Consider the following 16,734-nt stretch of genomic DNA (forward strand, 5'->3'; position numbering starts at 1 on the left):
GATGCGTTGCATTTCCGCAGCCAGTTAGTTAACTGTACTTACGCTCTCCTCATAGTATCTCCGACGCATAATCCGCCAGCCGCGAGCGCTCACCGCGTTGCAGCGTGATGTGCCCGCTGTGCTCCCACTGCTTGAAGCGGTCCACGACGTAGGTCAGGCCGGAGGTGGTTTCGGTCAGGTAGGGCGTGTCGATCTGAGCGATGTTGCCGAGGCAGACGATCTTGCTGCCGGGGCCGGCGCGGGTGACGAGGGTCTTGATCTGGTGCGGCGACAGGTTCTGCGCCTCGTCGATGATCAGGAATTTCTTCAGGAAGGTGCGCCCGCGCATGAAGTTGAGCGACTTGATGCGGATGCGGTTGCGTAGCAGGTCGTGGGTGGCGGCGCGCGCCCAGGCGCCGTGTTCCTGCGTGGCGGTTTCCTGCAGCACGTCCAGATTGTCCTCGAGCGCACCCATCCACGGGCCCATCTTTTCCTCTTCGGTGCCCGGCAGGAAGCCGATGTCCTCGCCGACCGGCACGGTCATGCGCGTCATGATGATTTCGGTGTAGCGTTTGGATTCCAGCGTCTGCATCAGGGCCGCGGCCAGCGTCAGCAGGGTTTTGCCGGTGCCGGCTTGGCCGAGCAGGGTGACGAAATCGACCTCCGGGTCCATCAGCAGGTTGAAGGCGAAATTCTGCTCGCGGTTGCGTGCCGAAATTCCCCAGACCTTGTTGCGCTCCGCGGCGTAGTCCTTGACCACCTCGATGATGGCGGAATCGTTTTCGAGGCGCCGCACCACGGCCTCGAAGCCCTTATCCGCTTTCTCGCCATTGATATACAGGAACTGGTTAGGGAGCCAGGCGCGTGCCTTGGGTCCGCGCAGGCGGTAGAAGGTGCGGCCTTCCTCTTTCCACGATTCCATGTTCTTGCTGTGCGTTTCCCAGAAATCAGCGGCCAGCTTTTCCGCGCCGGAAAACAGCAGGTTCGTGTCATCCAGCACCTGGTCGTTGGTGTAATCCTCGGCAAGGATGCCGAGCGCACGGGCTTTGATGCGTAAATTGATGTCCTTGGTGACGAGGATCGCCTGCCGGTTGGGGTGGCTCTTCCCCAGATCCATGGTAATGCCGAGCAGGGCGTTGTCCGAGCTGCGGCCGGAGAGGCCGAACGGCAGCGTGCTGCGCGCCTCTTCCATGTGAAAGAAGAGGTGTCCGGTCTCGAAGTCCTTGGAAGCCGAAGGCAGTTTGACGCCGTGGCTGATGTCGCCATTGGCCTTTTCCACCAGTTCGTCCAGCAGGCGGCTGACCTGGCGCACGTTGCGCGCGATTTCCGACATGCCGACCTTGATGTTGTCGAGCTCTTCCAGCACCACGATGGGGATCACCACATCGTGTTCCTGGAAACGCAGGATCGAGGACGGATCGTGAATCAGGACGTTGGTATCGACAACGAAAATCTTTTTCTTGGAGGTCATTTAGCTTTTTTGGATGACGGGGTTTGCAATTGGCGGATTTCCTCGAGAACTTCGTCGACATGCCCCTTCACCTTGACGCCGCGGAATTCCTTGCGCAGGACGCCGTCCTGGTCGAGGATGAAGGTGCTGCGGTCCACGCCCATGTATTTTTTGCCGTACAGGCTTTTTTCGCGGATGACGTCGAACAGGCGGCAGAGCTTTTCGTCCGGGTCGGAAATCAGCTCGAAGGGGAACTTGAACTTGGCCTTGAATTTTTCGTGCGAGGCGAGGCTGTCGCGCGACACGCCGTAGATCGCGGCTTTGAGTTTCCTGAACCGGGCGTGCTGGTCGCGGAAATCCTGCCCCTCCAGGGTGCACCCGGGGGTGTCGTCCTTGGGGTAGAAATACAGCACGGTGTATTGGCCCTTGAGATCATGCAGGCGGAGGGTCTTGCCGCCGGTGGTCTGCAATTCCGCGTCGGGAACGGGTTTCCCTGGTACAGCCTTTTTCATGTGTGTCCAGCTCCTGTGGGTGAATTGTATAGGCGCGCGACCCCGGAGAACAGGGACGGGGATTAGTCTGCTTCGCGCTCGACGGTACAGCAGTGCGGGCCTGTCTCTTGCCCGGTTTCTCCGCGCAGTATCTCGCCGGTGACGGGATTGGGGCGGAAGGTGGTGCAGCCCTTGAGCCCCATGTCGTAGGCGCGCTCGTAGATCTCCTTGAAGTCCTCGAAGCGGTAATCGCGCGGGACGTTGATGGTCTTGGAGATGGAGTTGTCCACGTGCGGTTGCAGCGCCGCCTGCATGGCGAGATGCGCCGCGGGCGCCAGTGCATGGGTATCCACGAACGCCGCCGGCAATGCATCGTCGCCGTGCCGTTCGCGCCACAGGCGCAGCGCATAATCGGTCAGCTTGTGCTCGGTGTAGCTGCCGTCGAGCTCCAGCACGCGGCGCACGTAATTGAATTCGTACACCGGTTCCAGCCCGCTTGAAACATTGTTCGCCAGCAGGCTGATGGTGCCGGTCGGCGCGATCGCGGTCAGGTGGCTGTTGCGCAAGCCGAAGCGGGCGATACCGTCCTGGATGTCACCCGGCAGGGTTTGAATGAACTTTCCTTGCAGGAATTTTTCCCGTTCGAAAAACGGGAACGCGCCTTTCTCCTCCGCCAGCCCGACGGACGTGCGATAGGCGGTGTGGCAGATGGCCTGCATCGCCTGCGACGCCAGCTCGCGTGCCGCCTCATCGGCATAGTGCAGACCGAGCATGATGAGCGTATCCGCCAGTCCCGTGAGGCCGAGCCCGATGTGGCGCGTGCCTCGCGCCTGTGCTGCCTGCTTATCCAGTGGGAACAGCGAGGCGTCGATGACATTGTCCATCATGCGTGTGGCGACCGCCGCGGTCTTGCGGATCGCGTCGAGATCCAAACGCGCGCCATCGGTGAAGGGGTCGTGCACGAAGGCCGTCAGGTTGATGGAGCCGAGGTTGCAGGCGCCGTAGGGCGGCAGCGGAATTTCACCGCAGGGGTTCGTAGCGCTGATCTGCTCGCGATACCAGAGGTTGTTCTGCTGGTTGATGCGGTCGAGAAACAGCACACCGGGCTCGGCGTACTCGTAAGTGGCGCGCATGAGCTTGTCCCACAGCTCGCGGGCGCGCAGGCGCCGGTAAACGCGGCAGCGCACCGGCTCGGATCGCCCCGACCACTGGCGTTTTGCGGTGTCGGAACCCGCCGGAATGCCGTCCTCCGCGGGAAACACCAGCGCCCAGTCCTGGTCCCGGTGCACCGCCTCCATGAAGGCATCCGTCACCAGCACCGAGAGATTGAATCGCCGCAACACCTGGCTGTCGCGCTTGGCGTCGATGAAGGCCTCGATGTCGGGATGGTCGCAGCGCAGGGTGGCCATCATGGCTCCGCGCCGCGCGCCGGTGGAGAGCAGCGTGCCGCACATGGCATCCCAGATCTGCATGAACGACACCGGACCGGAGGCGACGGTGCCGACGCTTTTCGCTGTGGCGCCTCGCGGCCGCAGCGTGGAAAAGTCGTAACCCACGCCGCCGCCCTGCTGCATGGTGAGCGCGCCTTCCTTGAGGCCGTCGAAGATGCCGTCCATGGAATCCTCGATGGTGCCCATGACGAAGCAGTTGAACAGCGTCACGCGCCGGCCGGTGCCGGCCCCGGCCTGGATGCGCCCGCCGGGGAGGAATCTGAAATCCCGGAGCACGGAATAGAAGTGATTCTCCCAGCGTGCCCAGTCGCTTTTCTCCACGCTCGCGAGCGAGCGCGCGATGCGCCGCCAGCTGTCGTCCACGGTCCGGTCGTGTACTGCGCTGCCGTCGCGGAAGCGGTACTTGCTGTCCCAGATGTGACGGGAGATTTCGGTGAGGAAGGGATCGATGAGCATGGAATGATATATTTTCAGTTAACCCTTTATGCAGACAAGCGGTTCCAGCCGCGCCACCTTGCGTGCCAGACCGGCGGCGTCGGCGGCGTCCACCACGGCCGACACGTCCTTGTAGGCGCCCGGCGCCTCTTCGGCCACGCCGCGCCCGGAGGGGCTGCGAATCAGGATCCCGCGCGCCGCCAGTTCATCGATCACCTGTCGGCCCTTCCAGGTCTTGTACGCCTGGTGCCGGCTCATGGCGCGGCCGGCGCCATGGCAGGCGGAGCTGAACGACAGTGCCTCGCCTTGTTTCGTGCCGACGAGAATATAGGAGCCGGTGCCCATCGAACCGCCGATCAAGACCGGTTGGCCGACGGCGCGCAATATATCGGGAATATCCGGATGACCCGGGCCAAAGGCGCGCGTGGCGCCCTTGCGGTGCACGTAAAGCTTGCGCCGCTTGCCGTCCACGACATGTTCCTCCGCCTTGCAGGTGTTGTGCGAGACATCGTAAAGCAGGGGCAGGCGGGCTTTCGGGATGACCTGCGAGAAGACCTCGCGCACGAGATGGGTGAGAATCTGGCGGTTGGCGAGGGCGCAGTTGATGGCCGCGCGCATGGCGCCGAGATAATTTTCGCCCAGCGGTGAGTTGATCGGCGCACAGGCAAGTTCACGGTCGGGAAGCATAATGCCGTAGTGTGAAGCGGCGGTTACCATTTCCTTCAGGAACTCGGTGCCGATCTGATGCCCGAGGCCGCGCGACCCGCAATGGATGCTGACCACGACGTCGTTTTCGCGAATGCCGAAGGCCTCCGCCGCCCTGGTGTCGAAGACCCTCACGACCTTCTGTACTTCGAGGTAATGGTTGCCGCTGCCGAGCGTGCCCATCTCGTCGCGCTGGCGTTTCTTGGCGTGTTCCGAAACGCAGTCGGGGCGCGCGCCGCGCATCTGACCATGCTCCTCGATGTGATCGAGATCGGCCGCGCTGCCGTGGCCCTGTTTCACGGCCCAGGCCGCGCCGCCCGCCAGCATCGCGTCCATTTCGGACTGATTCAGGCGGATGGCGCCGGTGCTGCCCAGACCCGCCGGAATCTCTCTATATAAAGTGTCAGCCAGCATTTTCTGGACCGCCATGACATCCTCGGTGTTCAGTCCGGTATGCAGGCAACGCACACCGCAGGAGATGTCGAAGCCCACGCCGCCCGCCGAGACCACGCCGCCATCATCCGGATCGAAGGCGGCCACGCCGCCGATGGGAAAGCCGTAACCCCAGTGCGCATCGGGCATGGCGTAAGACGCCTTCACGATACCAGGCAGGGTGGCGACATTGCAGACCTGTTCGTACACCTTGTGATCCATGGCGCGGATCAGGGCTTCGTCGGCGTAGATCACCGCGGGCACGCGCATGGCGCCGTGGGGGGCGATTTCCCATTCGTAGTCGGTGTGGCGGGCGAAGAGCGCGATGTCCATGGAATTCTGGTATGGGTTTAGAGTACAAAGTTCAGAGTTTAGAGTTTAGAGTTCAAAGCAAGCACGGTCCGCATTTAACCTTGTACTCTGTACTTTGTAACTTTGTACTGGTAGTACTTACACATCCACCACACATTGAGCAATCCATTCGCCGTTGCTCTCTTGCGCAACACGCAATGCAGTATAAGTCGCCCCCTTGACCTCGACCGCCATGTGGTGTTTCGCCGGGTTCATCGGTTCGCCGAAGGCGTGGGCGTTGAGCACATGGTCCTTCACATGGACCTCGAAGCGGCTGAAAAGCAGCTTGCGCGTCGCCATCTCGTAAACCAGGGCATTGAGCCAGTCCACCAGCAGCAATTCGTCGTCCGGCGCCGCACGCGTGATTTCCACCATTTCCGCCGCGGCCACCTGTACCGGGTCGGTGATGACCGCGGTCATGGCCAGCGCCGCCTGCTCGAAGGCCTGGTCCCGGGTGTTGCCGATGCCGCGTATGCCCATGTCGGCTTCGTGCGGAAAATGCTCCCAGCGTTGATGGTTCATTGTATGGGAATTCCGCGTGAATCTGAGAATGAAACTATCGAATTCTAGGCGGCGAAGTTGGCCAGCCGCACCGGCAGCCGGCGCGCGCCCCAGTCACCGGGTCTGTCCTCAAACACGCCGGCACAGGCAGTACCGCAGGCCTTGCACTTGCCCTCGGCATCGAGATTCCACGCGGTCATGTTGTACCAGTCGCGTCCGATCAACTTTGCTCCGCAATGATGGCAATATGTCGAATCGCCTTCTTCATTGTGTACGTTGCCGGTGTAGGCGTAGCGCACGCCGTTTTTCATGGCAATCTTGCGCGACCGTATGAGCGTGGCCACGGGTGTGGCCGGGATATCGCGCATTTTCCAGTCCGGATGAAACGCGGTGAAATGCATGGGCACGTCGGGCCCGAGATTCTCCACGACCCACTGGGTCATTTCCTCGATCTCCTTTTCCGAGTCGTTGAGGCCGGGAATGAGCAGGGTGGTGAGCTCGAGCCACACTTTGGTTTCGTGCTTGAGATATTTGAGGGTGTCGAGCACGGGTTGCAGGTGCGCGCCCGTCACCTTCCAGTAGAATTCCTCGGTGAAGGCTTTGAGGTCGACGTTGGCCGCGTCCATGTACTGGTAGAACTCGCGCCGCGGCTCTTCGCACATGTAACCCGCCGTGACCGCGACGGATTTGATGCCAAGCTTGCGGCAGGCCCTGGCGACGTCGATGGCGTATTCCAGAAAAATCACCGGATCGTTGTAGGTGTAGGCCACGCTGCGACAGTCGAGATCCCTGGCTGCCCTGGCGATGGTTTCAGGCGAGGCCTGGTCCATCAGCGTGTCGAGCTCACGCGATTTGCTGATGTCCCAGTTCTGGCAGAACTTGCAGGCGAGATTACAGCCGGCGGTGCCGAAGGACAGGATCGGCGTGCCGGGGAGGAAATGATTCAGCGGTTTTTTCTCGATAGGATCGACGCAATAACCGCTAGACCGGCCATAAGTGGTCAGCACGATCTGTCCCTTATGGTTGCCGCGCACGAAACACAGGCCGCGCTGGCCTTCGTGCAGCTTGCAGTAGCGCGGGCAGACGTCGCATTGCACCCGCCCGTCGTCGAGCTTGTGCCAGTAGCGGGTCGCAACCACCGACGCCGAATCGAGAATTTCCGTTTCCATGAGTGATTAATGCGGTTTGGGGAGCGCTGAATCAATATATTCATACTACGCCTGCGCGGTTTTACTTGAAAATGGTGTCCGGCGGGCACATTGTAGTAGACAGCTTTCAGCAGGAATCGTCATGACGAGCGTCCGAAATCCAGCCGTGGCCGGCCTGTTTTACCCCGACGACCCGCGTGAATTGCATGCGATGGTCGCGGAGTATCTCGGCGCGGTACACGCGACCGGCGCCGTACCCAAGGCCATTATCGCGCCCCATGCGGGCTATATTTACTCCGGCCCGATCGCGGCCTCGGTCTATGCGCGTATCCAGCCGGCGCGCGGGTGCATCACGCGCGTGGTGTTACTCGGACCGGCGCACCGGGTTGGTTTCCATGGGCTGGCGCTGTCGAGCGCGGATTGCTTCCAAACCCCGCTGGGACGCGTCATGGTGGATCAGGAGGCGGTCAAAAAAATATCCGGTCTCCCACAGGTGCATGTGATGGACGCCGCCCACATGCAGGAACACAGCCTTGAGGTGCATCTGCCATTTCTCCAGGAAACGCTGGGGGAGTTCAGCCTGGTGCCGTTGGTTGTTGGTGACGCCGGGCCCAATGAAGTGGCCGAGGTGCTTGAGGCGCTCTGGGGCGGGCCGGAAACACTGATCGTCATCAGTTCGGACCTGAGCCACTACCACGACTATAAAACCGCGCAGAAGCTGGATCGCGCGACCTCGCAGGCCATCGAGCAGCTGCGGCTGGAGGACATCCAGTACGATCACGCCTGCGGGCGCAACCCGGTAAGTGGCCTGCTGCAGGTGGCGCGGAGCCGCGGCCTCAAGGCCAAAACTGTTGATCTGCGCAATTCCGGCGATACCGCTGGTTCTCACGACCGGGTTGTAGGATATGGCGCTTACGTCTTTGAATAATATTTCCTCCGCGCTCGCGCCGCCACACAAGCAGCAGTTGTTGCAGCTGGCCGGCGAGTCCATCAAGAAAGGCCTGCGCGGCGAGACCCTCAGCGTGCGGGCGACTGATTATCCGCAACCGCTGCGTGTTTTGCGCGCCACCTTCGTCACCCTGCATGTCGACGCCAGCCTGCGCGGCTGCATCGGCACGCTCGAAGCGCACCAGACGCTGGTGCAGGATGTGGCCAGCAATGCTTTCAGCGCGGCGTTTCGGGACCCGCGCTTTTCTGCGCTCACTTGGACGGAGTATGAACGCCTCGACATACATATTTCGGTGCTGAGCCCGCCCGAGCCGTTACAGTTTTCCTCGGAAGACGAACTGCTGGCGCAGTTGCACCCGCGGGTGGACGGCCTGATCATCGAAGAAGGTTACAACCGCGGCACGTTTCTGCCCTCGGTGTGGGAACAGCTTCCCGATCCGCGCGAATTCCTGCGCCAGCTCAAGCGCAAGGCCGGCCTGTCTCCCGACTATTGGTCGAGCCGCATCCGCGTACAGCGATACACCACCGAATCCATCCCCTGATATTGATCCCCGTCAAGGACGAATCGCCGCAAAGGAATAATCTGTTTTTCCATTAACGGCAGAGCGGGGAGCTTTGCCATGCACTTCCGGGACCGCGTCGACGCGGGCAAGCAACTCGCGCAGGCGCTGAAAAAATTCCAGAAACATGACGGCGTGGTGTATGCCCTGCCACGTGGCGGCGTGGTACTGGGCGTGGAAGTGGCGCGCGCATTAGGCATGCCGCTCGATCTCCTCATCCCCCGGAAAATCGGTCATCCCCGGCAACCCGAGTACGCCATCGGCGCCGTCGTGGAAAACGGCGAGATGGTATGCAACCGGGAGGAAGTCGCGCGCGTGGATCCGCAGTGGTTCCGGCAGGAGGTCGAGACCGAACGCCAGGAGGCGCGCCGCCGTCGTGAACTTTACCTCGGTGGTCGCGAGCCGGCGCCGGTGGAAGGCAGGACGGCGATCATCGTGGACGACGGCATTGCCACGGGTCTGACCATGGAGGTGGCCATTCGCGACGCGCGGCGGCGCCAGCCGGCGCATCTGGTGGTCGCGGTGCCGGTCGCGCCGCCCGAAACCGTGGAACGCTTGGCACGCGAAGTGGACGAGTTCGTGGTGCTGGACCCTTCACCTTATTTTCTTGGCGCGGTCGGCGCCTATTACGACCATTTCCTCCAGGTGACCGACGAAGAAGTGATCGCCCTGCTGCGATCGGTGAGCTCCAGGGAAACAGCGAAACAACATGGATTTCCGTAATCACGAACGGGCCGTCACGATTCCGATGGACGCCGCCGTCCATCAGGGCACGCTCGCCGTACCAGCCGCCGCCACGGGCCTTGTGTTGTTCGCACATGGCAGCGGCAGCGGGCGGCTGAGCCCGCGCAATAACTATGTCGCCAGGATACTGCGCGAGAACGGCGTGGCTACGCTGTTGTTCGACCTGCTGACCGAAGCGGAAGACCGGATTTATGAGAATCGCTTCGACATCGACCTGCTCACGCATCGCCTGCTGCTGGCGACCCAATGGGCCGGTCAACAGCCGGCCACGCGCGCTCTGGCGCTCGGCTATTTCGGCGCCAGTACCGGCGCGGCGGCGGCGCTGCGGGCGGCCGCCGCCTTGGGGCCGGGAATCGGCGCCGTGGTTTCGCGCGGCGGTCGCCCCGATCTGGCGCTCGACGACCTCCCGCGCGTGCAGGCGCCGACACTGCTGATCGTCGGCGGGAACGACGCGGCCGTGATCGAGCTCAATCGCGCGGCTTACCGCGAGCTGTGTGGCGAGAAGGAATTGAAAATCATCCCCGGCGCCACGCATTTGTTCGAGGAACCCGGAACGCTCGAACAGGTCGCCGCAGCGGCGGCTGACTGGTTCAGGCGCCACCTGAACGGGAAGGGCGCGGCATCATGGAACTGATGTCGAGGGCGGAGACGGTTCCGGATCAGGAAGCCAGGATCGCGTTTCTGCGGCAGCCGCAGGTCTATCCCGAAAAACCGGCACACATCGAAACCATCGAAACCCACATGTCGTGGGTTTTCCTGACGCCGCAGCATGCCTTCAAGCTCAAGAAACCGGTGCGCTACGACTATCTGGATTTCAGCACCGTGGCGGCGCGCCAAATGAACTGTGCAGAAGAGCTGCGGTTGAACCAGCGCCTCGCGCCCGGCGTCTATCTCGATATCTTGCCGCTGGCGCTGGACAGCGATGGCGGCATGCGCCTCGGCGGGCAGGGCGAGATCATCGACTGGCTGGTGATGATGCGCCGCCTGCCGGCGGAACGGATGCTGGATGACCTCATCCGGAAGCGGATGCTCGAGCCCATGGACATGCACGCGGTGGCGGAAATGCTGGCGCGTTTTTATCGCGAAAGCATTCCAATCGGGATCGGCGGCGAGGAATATCGCCGGCAGTATGAGTACAAGGTCCGGATTAATCAGGACACGCTGGCCGACCCGGCGTACGGCCTGCCCGCGGAACTGGTCGGGGCGGTGCATCAGGCGCAGAGACAATTTCTGATGCACGCACCGGAACTTCTCGAGCATCGCGCCATGGATGGCAGGATTATCGAAGGGCATGGCGATTTGCGCCCGGAGCATATCTGCGTGGAATCGCTGCCGGTGATTTTCGACCGCCTGGAATTCAACCGTTCCTTCCGAATCATCGATCCTGCGGATGAGCTGGCGTTTCTCGCCATGGAATGCGAGCGCCTGGGTGCACCGCAGGTGGAGCCGGAATTATTCGGGGCTTACCGGCGTTTCACCGGCGATTATCCGGCACCACGGCTTGTCAGTTTTTACAAGGCACAGCGGGCCTGCCTGCGTGCGCGGCTTGCCATCTGGCATCTGCGTGATCTGGAGCGAAGCAGCTGGCCCCGCTGGCGCGCTGTCGCCGGTGAATATCTGCGTCTTGCGGAAAGTTACCAGGAAAAGTTCTGAATATTCCGGGTCGGGCCAACCATGGCGAAGCCCGGCAAAAGAAGAGAGGGGCGCGCCGGAACCGGCGCGCCCCTCTCAGCGTGAGCCGGTCTACTTCTGTGCCTGTGCGCCGATATAGTGCAGGCCCGCGATTTCGGATTTTGCCTCAGTGGCATTTACCAGTTTCGCATTGATGCGGCCGACGAGAACACCCATGGAGACGCTGGTATGAACGTATCTTGTTTCATTCGCCGCCAGCGTAAACGTCAGCTGCTTCTCCACCTCGGTCGAGGTAGACACCACGCAATTACCCGGAGCCTGGTCCACATAAAAGACGCTGGCGCGTTCGGATTTACCGACCACTTTGCCGTTGAGGCTGATATCAGACGTGATAGCTGCGCCAAACATGGTATCGCTGCGGTAGAAGTAAATTCTGCCCTTGTTGGCCGATACCGGCGGGATCGAGGCCGATATGTCGGAGTAAAGCGGCCCGGTGGCGGCACATCCAGTCAGAAGGATAAAGACAATTGCTGCAATCGTGATATTAACAGCGCGCATCGTGACTCCTTATTTTTGATTGAGAGAGAGGGGGACACGTGAAGATAACGGTGAAAAAGCATTTTCGACCGCCAGGTAGAAACCCACCAGTTCGTTGTTGGCAATTACGCAATAAGCTTCATGCATGTGCTTGCCTTCAAGCATGAAAACATCATCCTGTACCTTGTAGACGGCGCCTTCGGGGATTCGCCCAACGTATTTCCACGTTGACCCGGCCTTCAGCGTGCGTGAGTAACCGGCAGATGGAGTCACGGTGACCTCCCTGGTTACCACGATATATTTGTTGTCAGCACCCGCGTCAGGACTGAACTGGGTGGCGGTGCGGGATACTTCTGTGGCGCAGCCGGCTGATATCATGCAGATGATGGCGATTGGTGCGGCAACAATTACCGACGTATATTTCGATTTCATGTTTTCCCTGTCAGATCGATTAAAACCGGTACGCATGCATCCTGCCTGGGACCGGCAGGTGAAATACGTTCACGCTGCCGGTCTTCAATGCCGCGAATAACTGTATTCTAGCCCACAAGAACGGAAAGTCAGGTCCCCAGCAATTCGACCAGCGAATCTCCACTGTGGATGCGCCGGATCGCCTCGGCGAACAGGGGCGCGGCGGAGACGATGGCGAGTTTTTTGGCGATCAGCTGGCGGCTCAGGCGGAACGGGGGGACGCTGTCGGTGACGATGATCCTATCGAGTTCGGCCCCGGACAAAAGCTGGCCCGAGTCCCCGATGAAAAGCCCGTGGGTGGCGGCGGCATAGACTCTGACCGCGCCACGTTCGCGACAGGCGATCGCCGCCTGCAACAGCGTGCCGCCGGTGCTGATCAGGTCGTCGACGATAATCACGGTGTCCGCCACCTCGCCCGCCAGCCGGCCGGCGCGCATCATGCCTTTGGCCCGCGCCTTTTCCATGAAGGCCAGGCTCGATTCCCGTCCCGTGCTCCGGCACAGCGCCTGACGAAACCGCTCGGCCCGTTTTATGCCGCCGATGTCCGGCGATACCACGGTAATGGCGGGCGCGTCACGCAACAGGGGCGCCAGGTGCGCCACGAACAGTTTCGTGGCCTCCAGGTGATCGGTGCGGCAACGGAAGGCGTTCTGAAAGGCCGCGAGATTGTGCACGTCCATCGTGACCACGCGATCGGCGCCCGCGGCCTCGAACAGCCGGGCCATGTAGCGTGTCGTGACCGGGTCGCGTGCCTGGGTTTTGGCGTCCTTGCGCGCGTAGGCCAGGTAGGGGACCACGGCGGTAACGGATTTCGCGGAGGCGTCCTTGAGCGCGCCGATGAAAAACAGCAAGCGCAGCAGCTTGTCGTTTACGCTTTCCCTGGCATCCGCATACAGCGACTGTATGGCGAAAACATCTCTATTGCGGACGTTGACCAGTGAGCGGGATTTGTGTTCACCATCCTCGAATTCCCTTTCCTCGTGCGCGCTCAAAGCGATGCCGAGATGCCGCGCCACGTCTTCACCGAATGGACGGCTGGCTTGCAGGGCAAAAAGGACTGGCGCATCGTGATCCATCGCTCGCGCCCTCGTTCGAATCCCGTGTTGGAATCACTCTACATCGGGTTTTTTGTCCTTATCTTTGACAGGGGTCAATGTCGCCAATGCCCGAATGTAACTAAATCGTGTTATTCAGGAGGCCAGCGGCAAAGCGGGAGGTGTTTCGTGACTACCATGCTCAAACCCCGGATATCGCAATGGTACCGGCATCTGGACAAGGGCCAGCAGTTCTATGTGACCGCCATCGACGACGAGGATGGCACGGTTGATATCCAGCATTTCGATGGCGACGTGGAGGAAATGGATTTTGATGACTGGAATGAGATGGATCTCGAAACCATCGCGCCGCCCGAGGACTGGACCGGACCCGTGGATGACGTCGAGCGTGATGATCTCGGCTATACCGAAACCGGCATGGAGCCAGAAGACTGGTCTGAGGCCCTGGAAGAGAAAGTGCAGAGAGCGGAAGGAACCGGGGAAGAGGAAGACGAGCGCAGGGAGGACTGACGCAACGTCTGGTCGCGGAGAATTGATTTCGAAGGGAAGGCGACCGCGCCCGCCGGTGCGCGCCGCGTCAGCGCTTCCACGCCACGCGCAGGATGTCGGCCTCGTCCGTGTACTGGTAGCAGAGTTCGCCCTTGTAGGCATGATGCACGGCATCGCCGATGGCGCGCGCCATGCCCATCGTGGTCGTGGTAATCAGGACATCGCCATCCTGCTCCTCCAGCGACAGGATGCGCCGCAGGGGATGGTTCTTTTTCTCGCGTCGCTCGACGTTGCGGGCGAGGCGCAGGATCTCGTCACCATGCTGTTTCTGGAACGGCCCGCTCAGCGTCAGATAGCCCCCGGGATATTTGTCCTGCAGGCGATGGCAGGCGGGGCAGAGGGTTTCGCGCGCGCCGCGCGGCCGCGCCAGCCACTGCCAGCGCCCCTTGTGAAACACGGCGTTGCACGCCGGGCAGACCGCGGGCTCGCGCAGCTTGCCCCGGGTCTTGTAGGTATCGTGTTCATATTCCTTGATGTACCGGTCGCGGCGTATCGGGCGGGAGGTTCTGCTGGTTTTCCGGGCGGCGGTTCCCATGGCGGCATCCCCTCTGTTGTCGTTGCTATGATACCGTAACCATGCTCCGGGGCATGGGTGCCTGCTTTGATGCAGGTCAAAGCCATCGCCACCCGCGATAAAAGAGTGCAGGAGATAACCGGCATGAACCAACGGGAATCACAGCGACGCCTGGCCGAGGCCGTGCGTGACGCCTGCGGCAAAGCGGCGCAGGAAGCTTATGAAAACGCCGGCATCAGCGGCCTGTGCGAGGAAGGGCGATGGGAATGCGCGATTTCAGCCATCCGCGCGCTCGATCTGGAGGCCGTGATAAACGCGATGCCAGATGATTCACAGGAAAACAAAGACGCAAAATAATGAGATAGACAGGATTAACAGGGCGAGCCGGAAACAGACGAAGACACTTAACGTGTCTTCGTCCCGGCGAGCGCCCCGCCACGGATGGCGGGGCCGAGTATGTCGAAAACTCCGTTGCCTCGCCAGGGACGGCTGACATGCCGTCCCTGGCGTCGCGACTAGGGCTTCGATAGGCCCGGCCCGCACATCCCTGTGCGGGCGCTCAGCGGCGCCGATGCCCGTTAAGGGCATCGGCGACTACCTCGCTTCGCCCTGTAAATCCTGTGAAATTTTTGGTTAATCCAATACTACCGTCCGCAGTTTTTCCGCCGCCGTTTCCGGTGCCACCGTGTTCACGAACAGTCCCGAGCCCAGTTCGAAACCCGTGGGGATACTGGTGCGCGGCGTGATTTCGAGATGCCAGTGGTAGCTCGCTTCGCAGTCCTCGCATTGAATGTCGTGCGGCAGCGAATGCAGGAAGTAGTTGTACTGCGCGCCGCCGAGCACGGCGTCGAGCCGCGCCATGGTGCGGCGCATGACGCGCGCCAGATCGTCGAGATCGTCCTTCGATACCCGCAGAAAATCGCTCTGGTGCTGGAGCGGCAGGATGTGAACCTCCCACTCGTAGCGGCTGGCGAAAGGCTTGATGGCGATGAACTTCGCGCCGCGCTCGACGACGTACTGGCCGACATTGATCTTGCGCCGGATATCGCCGGATTCGCGGTCGTAGATGGTGGCCTCGAAGGTGAGCGCCTCGTCGATCAGGGAGCAGAAAATACAGTGATGATTCTTGTGCCAGAACGCGCGGCTGTTGGTAACCTCGGCCTGCACGTTGTCCGGGATGACCGGCGTGGCGATCACCTGGCTGTGGGTATGCGCGATCGAGGCGCCGGCCGCGGGACCGAAATTCTTGAACACCAGCACATAGCGCAGGCGTGAATTGGAGCGGTAAAGCTGTTGCATGCGGTCGCGGTAAGCGCCGAACAGCAGCGCCAGGTGCGGCTCGCTCATCTCGTGTATGGCGATGCCGTGCCGGTTGTGGTCGATCATGACCTCGTGCCGGCCGTAGCCGTCGATGGTCTGTTGCAGCCCGAACGTGAGATTGGGATTGCGGATGTCGTCGCCCAGCACCGGATACAGGTTCTCGACGATGCGGATTTCCCAGTTATTTTCGGCCGGATAGGAAGCAATGACGGGCGGCGTCATGTGCTCGTTGCCGGTGCAGAACGGGCAGGTCTCGACGTGGGCGCGGGTGTCACGCGGCGCGGGTGCCTCGGCCTTTTTCGGGCGCAGGCCGCGCGCGGTCGCCACCAGCACCGACTCGCTCGGCACGATCGGGTTGATGCGGATTTCGCGGACGGGTTTCGGGGCGGACTCTGTCATGGACCGGCAGCTTAAAACAGGCGTGCGCGCGGCGCCACGCCAATGCGCTGATCGGGCCATAAAACAGCACGTTTGATGCGCAGGCCGCGGCTTGTCATCGGCGGAAGGCGCAAGTACCATGCGCCTTCCCCGATCCATTTTTTCAGGTTTGCGCCTTATGTTTCACGGCAGTATGGTGGCCCTGGTCACGCCCATGCACGAAGACGGGTCGCTGGACCTGCCCGCGCTGCGCCGCCTGGTCGATTTCCACGTCGAGAACGGCACCGACGCCATCGTCGCGGTCGGCACCACCGGCGAGTCGCCGACGCTCGACATGGACGAACACTGCGAGGTGATCCGCGTGACGGTGGAGCAGGCCCGCGGCCGGGTGCCGGTGATCGCCGGGACCGGCGCCAATTCGACCACCGAGGCCATCGAACTCACCCGCTGCGCCGAGAAGGCCCGCGCCGATGCCTGCCTGCTGGTGACGCCTTACTACAACAAGCCGACCCAGGAAGGCCTGTACCTGCATCACAAGGCCATCGCCGAGGCCGTGCCGATTCCGCAGATACTTTATAATGTGCCCGGACGCACCGCCTGTGACATGCTGCCGGAAACCGTCGAGCGTCTCGCCGACATTCCTAATATAGTGGGCATCAAGGAAGCCACGGGGAATCTCGACCGCGCGCGCGACATCCTGCGCCGCTGCGGCGACAAAATCGATCTTTATTCGGGTGACGACGCCACCGCGCTCGATTGCATCCTGCTCGGGGCCAAGGGCGATATTTCGGTCACGGCCAACGTCGCGCCGAAGCTGATGCACGAGATGTGCCAGCTCGGGCAGGAACGCCGGGAAAAGGAAGCGCGCGCCATCAACGACCGCCTCATGGGTCTGCACAAGAACCTTTTCATCGAGGCCAATCCAATCCCGGTGAAGTGGGCACTAAATGAGATGGGCCTGATCAAAGGGGGCATCCGCCTGCCGCTGACGCCGTTGTCGGGCAAGCATCACGAAACCGTGCGCCAGGCCATGCGCGCCGCGGGTATTACATTCTGACCGATGATTTTATTCACTAGCCGAGG

General features: G+C 61.6%; 19 protein-coding genes. 8 read left to right on the forward strand and 11 right to left on the reverse strand.

Annotated elements, in window-relative coordinates; translation table 11 throughout:
* Positions 1-49: 49 nt before the first annotated feature.
* From SCL_RS03655 to amrS, 6 genes are all read right to left on the reverse strand, one after another.
* Positions 50-1,450 (reverse strand): PhoH family protein, encoded by a 1,401-nt coding sequence (locus SCL_RS03655; protein ID WP_096359967.1) that lies wholly within the window; start codon positions 1,448-1,450, stop codon positions 50-52.
* On the reverse strand, positions 1,447-1,941 hold the full coding sequence (locus SCL_RS03660; RefSeq protein ID WP_096359968.1) for a peroxiredoxin: 495 nt from the start codon (positions 1,939-1,941) through the stop codon (positions 1,447-1,449). Before SCL_RS03660 ends, SCL_RS03655 begins: the two co-directional genes overlap by 4 nt.
* 62 nt (positions 1,942-2,003) lie before the next feature.
* Entirely contained in the window at positions 2,004-3,827 is a 1,824-nt protein-coding gene (locus SCL_RS03665; protein WP_096359969.1) for an adenosylcobalamin-dependent ribonucleoside-diphosphate reductase, read from the reverse strand.
* An 18-nt stretch (positions 3,828-3,845) separates the two neighbouring features.
* Positions 3,846-5,276 carry an RtcB family protein gene (locus SCL_RS03670; protein ID WP_096359970.1) on the reverse strand — a complete coding sequence of 477 codons (1,431 nt, stop codon included), beginning with the start codon at positions 5,274-5,276 and terminating at the stop codon, positions 3,846-3,848.
* Between the two features lie 117 nt (positions 5,277-5,393).
* Complete coding sequence (locus SCL_RS03675) at positions 5,394-5,816, reverse strand: archease (protein ID WP_096359971.1); 423 nt, start codon at positions 5,814-5,816, stop codon at positions 5,394-5,396.
* A gap of 44 nt (positions 5,817-5,860) precedes the next feature.
* Positions 5,861-6,964 carry an AmmeMemoRadiSam system radical SAM enzyme gene (gene amrS, locus SCL_RS03680; protein WP_096359972.1) on the reverse strand — a complete coding sequence of 368 codons (1,104 nt, stop codon included), beginning with the start codon at positions 6,962-6,964 and terminating at the stop codon, positions 5,861-5,863.
* A gap of 121 nt (positions 6,965-7,085) precedes the next feature.
* Between amrS and amrB the strand changes: the two genes are divergently transcribed.
* From amrB to SCL_RS03705, 5 genes are all read left to right on the forward strand, one after another.
* Positions 7,086-7,871 (forward strand): AmmeMemoRadiSam system protein B, encoded by a 786-nt coding sequence (amrB, locus tag SCL_RS03685; protein ID WP_096359973.1) that lies wholly within the window; start codon positions 7,086-7,088, stop codon positions 7,869-7,871.
* Positions 7,864-8,433 (forward strand): AmmeMemoRadiSam system protein A, encoded by a 570-nt coding sequence (gene amrA, locus SCL_RS03690; protein ID WP_197702697.1) that lies wholly within the window; start codon positions 7,864-7,866, stop codon positions 8,431-8,433. The genes amrB and amrA overlap by 8 nt, the downstream gene beginning before the upstream one ends.
* A gap of 78 nt (positions 8,434-8,511) precedes the next feature.
* Entirely contained in the window at positions 8,512-9,174 is a 663-nt protein-coding gene (locus tag SCL_RS14455) for a phosphoribosyltransferase (protein ID WP_096359975.1), read from the forward strand.
* Positions 9,161-9,829, forward strand: a complete 669-nt coding sequence (locus SCL_RS14460; protein WP_172425909.1) for a dienelactone hydrolase family protein — start codon at positions 9,161-9,163, stop codon at positions 9,827-9,829. The genes SCL_RS14455 and SCL_RS14460 overlap by 14 nt, the downstream gene beginning before the upstream one ends.
* On the forward strand, positions 9,820-10,848 hold the full coding sequence (locus SCL_RS03705; RefSeq protein ID WP_197702698.1) for a hypothetical protein: 1,029 nt from the start codon (positions 9,820-9,822) through the stop codon (positions 10,846-10,848). The genes SCL_RS14460 and SCL_RS03705 overlap by 10 nt, the downstream gene beginning before the upstream one ends.
* Positions 10,849-10,938: 90 nt before the next feature.
* On the opposite strand, the gene SCL_RS03710 is transcribed toward SCL_RS03705, so the two are convergent.
* The 3 genes from SCL_RS03710 to SCL_RS03720 all read right to left on the reverse strand — a co-directional run bounded on the left by SCL_RS03710 (position 10,939) and on the right by SCL_RS03720 (position 12,911).
* Entirely contained in the window at positions 10,939-11,385 is a 447-nt protein-coding gene (locus SCL_RS03710; protein WP_096359976.1) for a DUF2846 domain-containing protein, read from the reverse strand.
* Between the two features lie 9 nt (positions 11,386-11,394).
* Positions 11,395-11,832, reverse strand: a complete 438-nt coding sequence (locus tag SCL_RS03715) for a hypothetical protein (RefSeq protein ID WP_172425910.1) — start codon at positions 11,830-11,832, stop codon at positions 11,395-11,397.
* Between the two features lie 92 nt (positions 11,833-11,924).
* Entirely contained in the window at positions 11,925-12,911 is a 987-nt protein-coding gene (locus tag SCL_RS03720; RefSeq protein WP_096359978.1) for a ribose-phosphate diphosphokinase, read from the reverse strand.
* A 156-nt stretch (positions 12,912-13,067) separates the two neighbouring features.
* On the opposite strand from SCL_RS03720, the gene SCL_RS03725 reads away from it, so the two are divergent.
* Positions 13,068-13,400, forward strand: a complete 333-nt coding sequence (locus SCL_RS03725) for a DUF6763 family protein (RefSeq protein ID WP_096359979.1) — start codon at positions 13,068-13,070, stop codon at positions 13,398-13,400.
* A gap of 67 nt (positions 13,401-13,467) precedes the next feature.
* On the opposite strand, the gene SCL_RS03730 is transcribed toward SCL_RS03725, so the two are convergent.
* Complete coding sequence (locus tag SCL_RS03730; protein ID WP_096359980.1) at positions 13,468-13,974, reverse strand: BCAM0308 family protein; 507 nt, start codon at positions 13,972-13,974, stop codon at positions 13,468-13,470.
* Between the two features lie 69 nt (positions 13,975-14,043).
* Between SCL_RS03730 and SCL_RS03735 the strand changes: the two genes are divergently transcribed.
* Positions 14,044-14,310: a hypothetical protein gene (locus SCL_RS03735; RefSeq protein WP_197702699.1), complete on the forward strand. Its 267-nt coding sequence runs from the start codon at positions 14,044-14,046 to the stop codon at positions 14,308-14,310.
* A 276-nt stretch (positions 14,311-14,586) separates the two neighbouring features.
* Here SCL_RS03735 and SCL_RS03740 read toward each other — a convergent pair whose 3' ends face one another.
* Positions 14,587-15,672, reverse strand: coding sequence for a galactose-1-phosphate uridylyltransferase (locus SCL_RS03740; RefSeq protein WP_096359981.1), 1,086 nt, complete (start codon positions 15,670-15,672; stop codon positions 14,587-14,589).
* 157 nt (positions 15,673-15,829) lie between these two features.
* On the opposite strand from SCL_RS03740, the gene dapA reads away from it, so the two are divergent.
* Positions 15,830-16,708, forward strand: a complete 879-nt coding sequence (dapA, locus tag SCL_RS03745) for a 4-hydroxy-tetrahydrodipicolinate synthase (protein ID WP_096359982.1) — start codon at positions 15,830-15,832, stop codon at positions 16,706-16,708.
* The last annotated feature ends 26 nt before the right edge of the window (positions 16,709-16,734 follow it).

Origin of the sequence: Sulfuricaulis limicola (assembly GCF_002355735.1) — a bacterium.
GTDB lineage: Bacteria > Pseudomonadota > Gammaproteobacteria > Acidiferrobacterales > Sulfurifustaceae > Sulfuricaulis > Sulfuricaulis limicola.

What these genes read in the sequence shown, in the direction of transcription:
- SCL_RS03655 (WP_096359967.1), bottom strand. Translation starts at nt 1,450, where the DNA reads ATGACCTCCAAGAAAAAGATTTTCGTTGTCGATACCAACGTCCTGATT.
- SCL_RS03660 (WP_096359968.1), bottom strand. Translation starts at nt 1,941, where the DNA reads ATGAAAAAGGCTGTACCAGGGAAACCCGTTCCCGACGCGGAATTGCAG.
- SCL_RS03665 (WP_096359969.1), bottom strand. Translation starts at nt 3,827, where the DNA reads ATGCTCATCGATCCCTTCCTCACCGAAATCTCCCGTCACATCTGGGAC.
- SCL_RS03670 (WP_096359970.1), bottom strand. Translation starts at nt 5,276, where the DNA reads ATGGACATCGCGCTCTTCGCCCGCCACACCGACTACGAATGGGAAATC.
- SCL_RS03675 (WP_096359971.1), bottom strand. Translation starts at nt 5,816, where the DNA reads ATGAACCATCAACGCTGGGAGCATTTTCCGCACGAAGCCGACATGGGC.
- amrS (WP_096359972.1), bottom strand. Translation starts at nt 6,964, where the DNA reads ATGGAAACGGAAATTCTCGATTCGGCGTCGGTGGTTGCGACCCGCTAC.
- amrB (WP_096359973.1), top strand. Translation starts at nt 7,086, where the DNA reads ATGACGAGCGTCCGAAATCCAGCCGTGGCCGGCCTGTTTTACCCCGAC.
- SCL_RS14455 (WP_096359975.1), top strand. Translation starts at nt 8,512, where the DNA reads ATGCACTTCCGGGACCGCGTCGACGCGGGCAAGCAACTCGCGCAGGCG.
- SCL_RS14460 (WP_172425909.1), top strand. Translation starts at nt 9,161, where the DNA reads ATGGATTTCCGTAATCACGAACGGGCCGTCACGATTCCGATGGACGCC.
- SCL_RS03705 (WP_197702698.1), top strand. Translation starts at nt 9,820, where the DNA reads ATGGAACTGATGTCGAGGGCGGAGACGGTTCCGGATCAGGAAGCCAGG.
- SCL_RS03710 (WP_096359976.1), bottom strand. Translation starts at nt 11,385, where the DNA reads ATGCGCGCTGTTAATATCACGATTGCAGCAATTGTCTTTATCCTTCTG.
- SCL_RS03715 (WP_172425910.1), bottom strand. Translation starts at nt 11,832, where the DNA reads ATGCGTACCGGTTTTAATCGATCTGACAGGGAAAACATGAAATCGAAA.
- SCL_RS03720 (WP_096359978.1), bottom strand. Translation starts at nt 12,911, where the DNA reads ATGGATCACGATGCGCCAGTCCTTTTTGCCCTGCAAGCCAGCCGTCCA.
- SCL_RS03725 (WP_096359979.1), top strand. Translation starts at nt 13,068, where the DNA reads ATGCTCAAACCCCGGATATCGCAATGGTACCGGCATCTGGACAAGGGC.
- SCL_RS03730 (WP_096359980.1), bottom strand. Translation starts at nt 13,974, where the DNA reads ATGGGAACCGCCGCCCGGAAAACCAGCAGAACCTCCCGCCCGATACGC.
- SCL_RS03735 (WP_197702699.1), top strand. Translation starts at nt 14,044, where the DNA reads ATGCAGGTCAAAGCCATCGCCACCCGCGATAAAAGAGTGCAGGAGATA.
- SCL_RS03740 (WP_096359981.1), bottom strand. Translation starts at nt 15,672, where the DNA reads ATGACAGAGTCCGCCCCGAAACCCGTCCGCGAAATCCGCATCAACCCG.
- dapA (WP_096359982.1), top strand. Translation starts at nt 15,830, where the DNA reads ATGTTTCACGGCAGTATGGTGGCCCTGGTCACGCCCATGCACGAAGAC.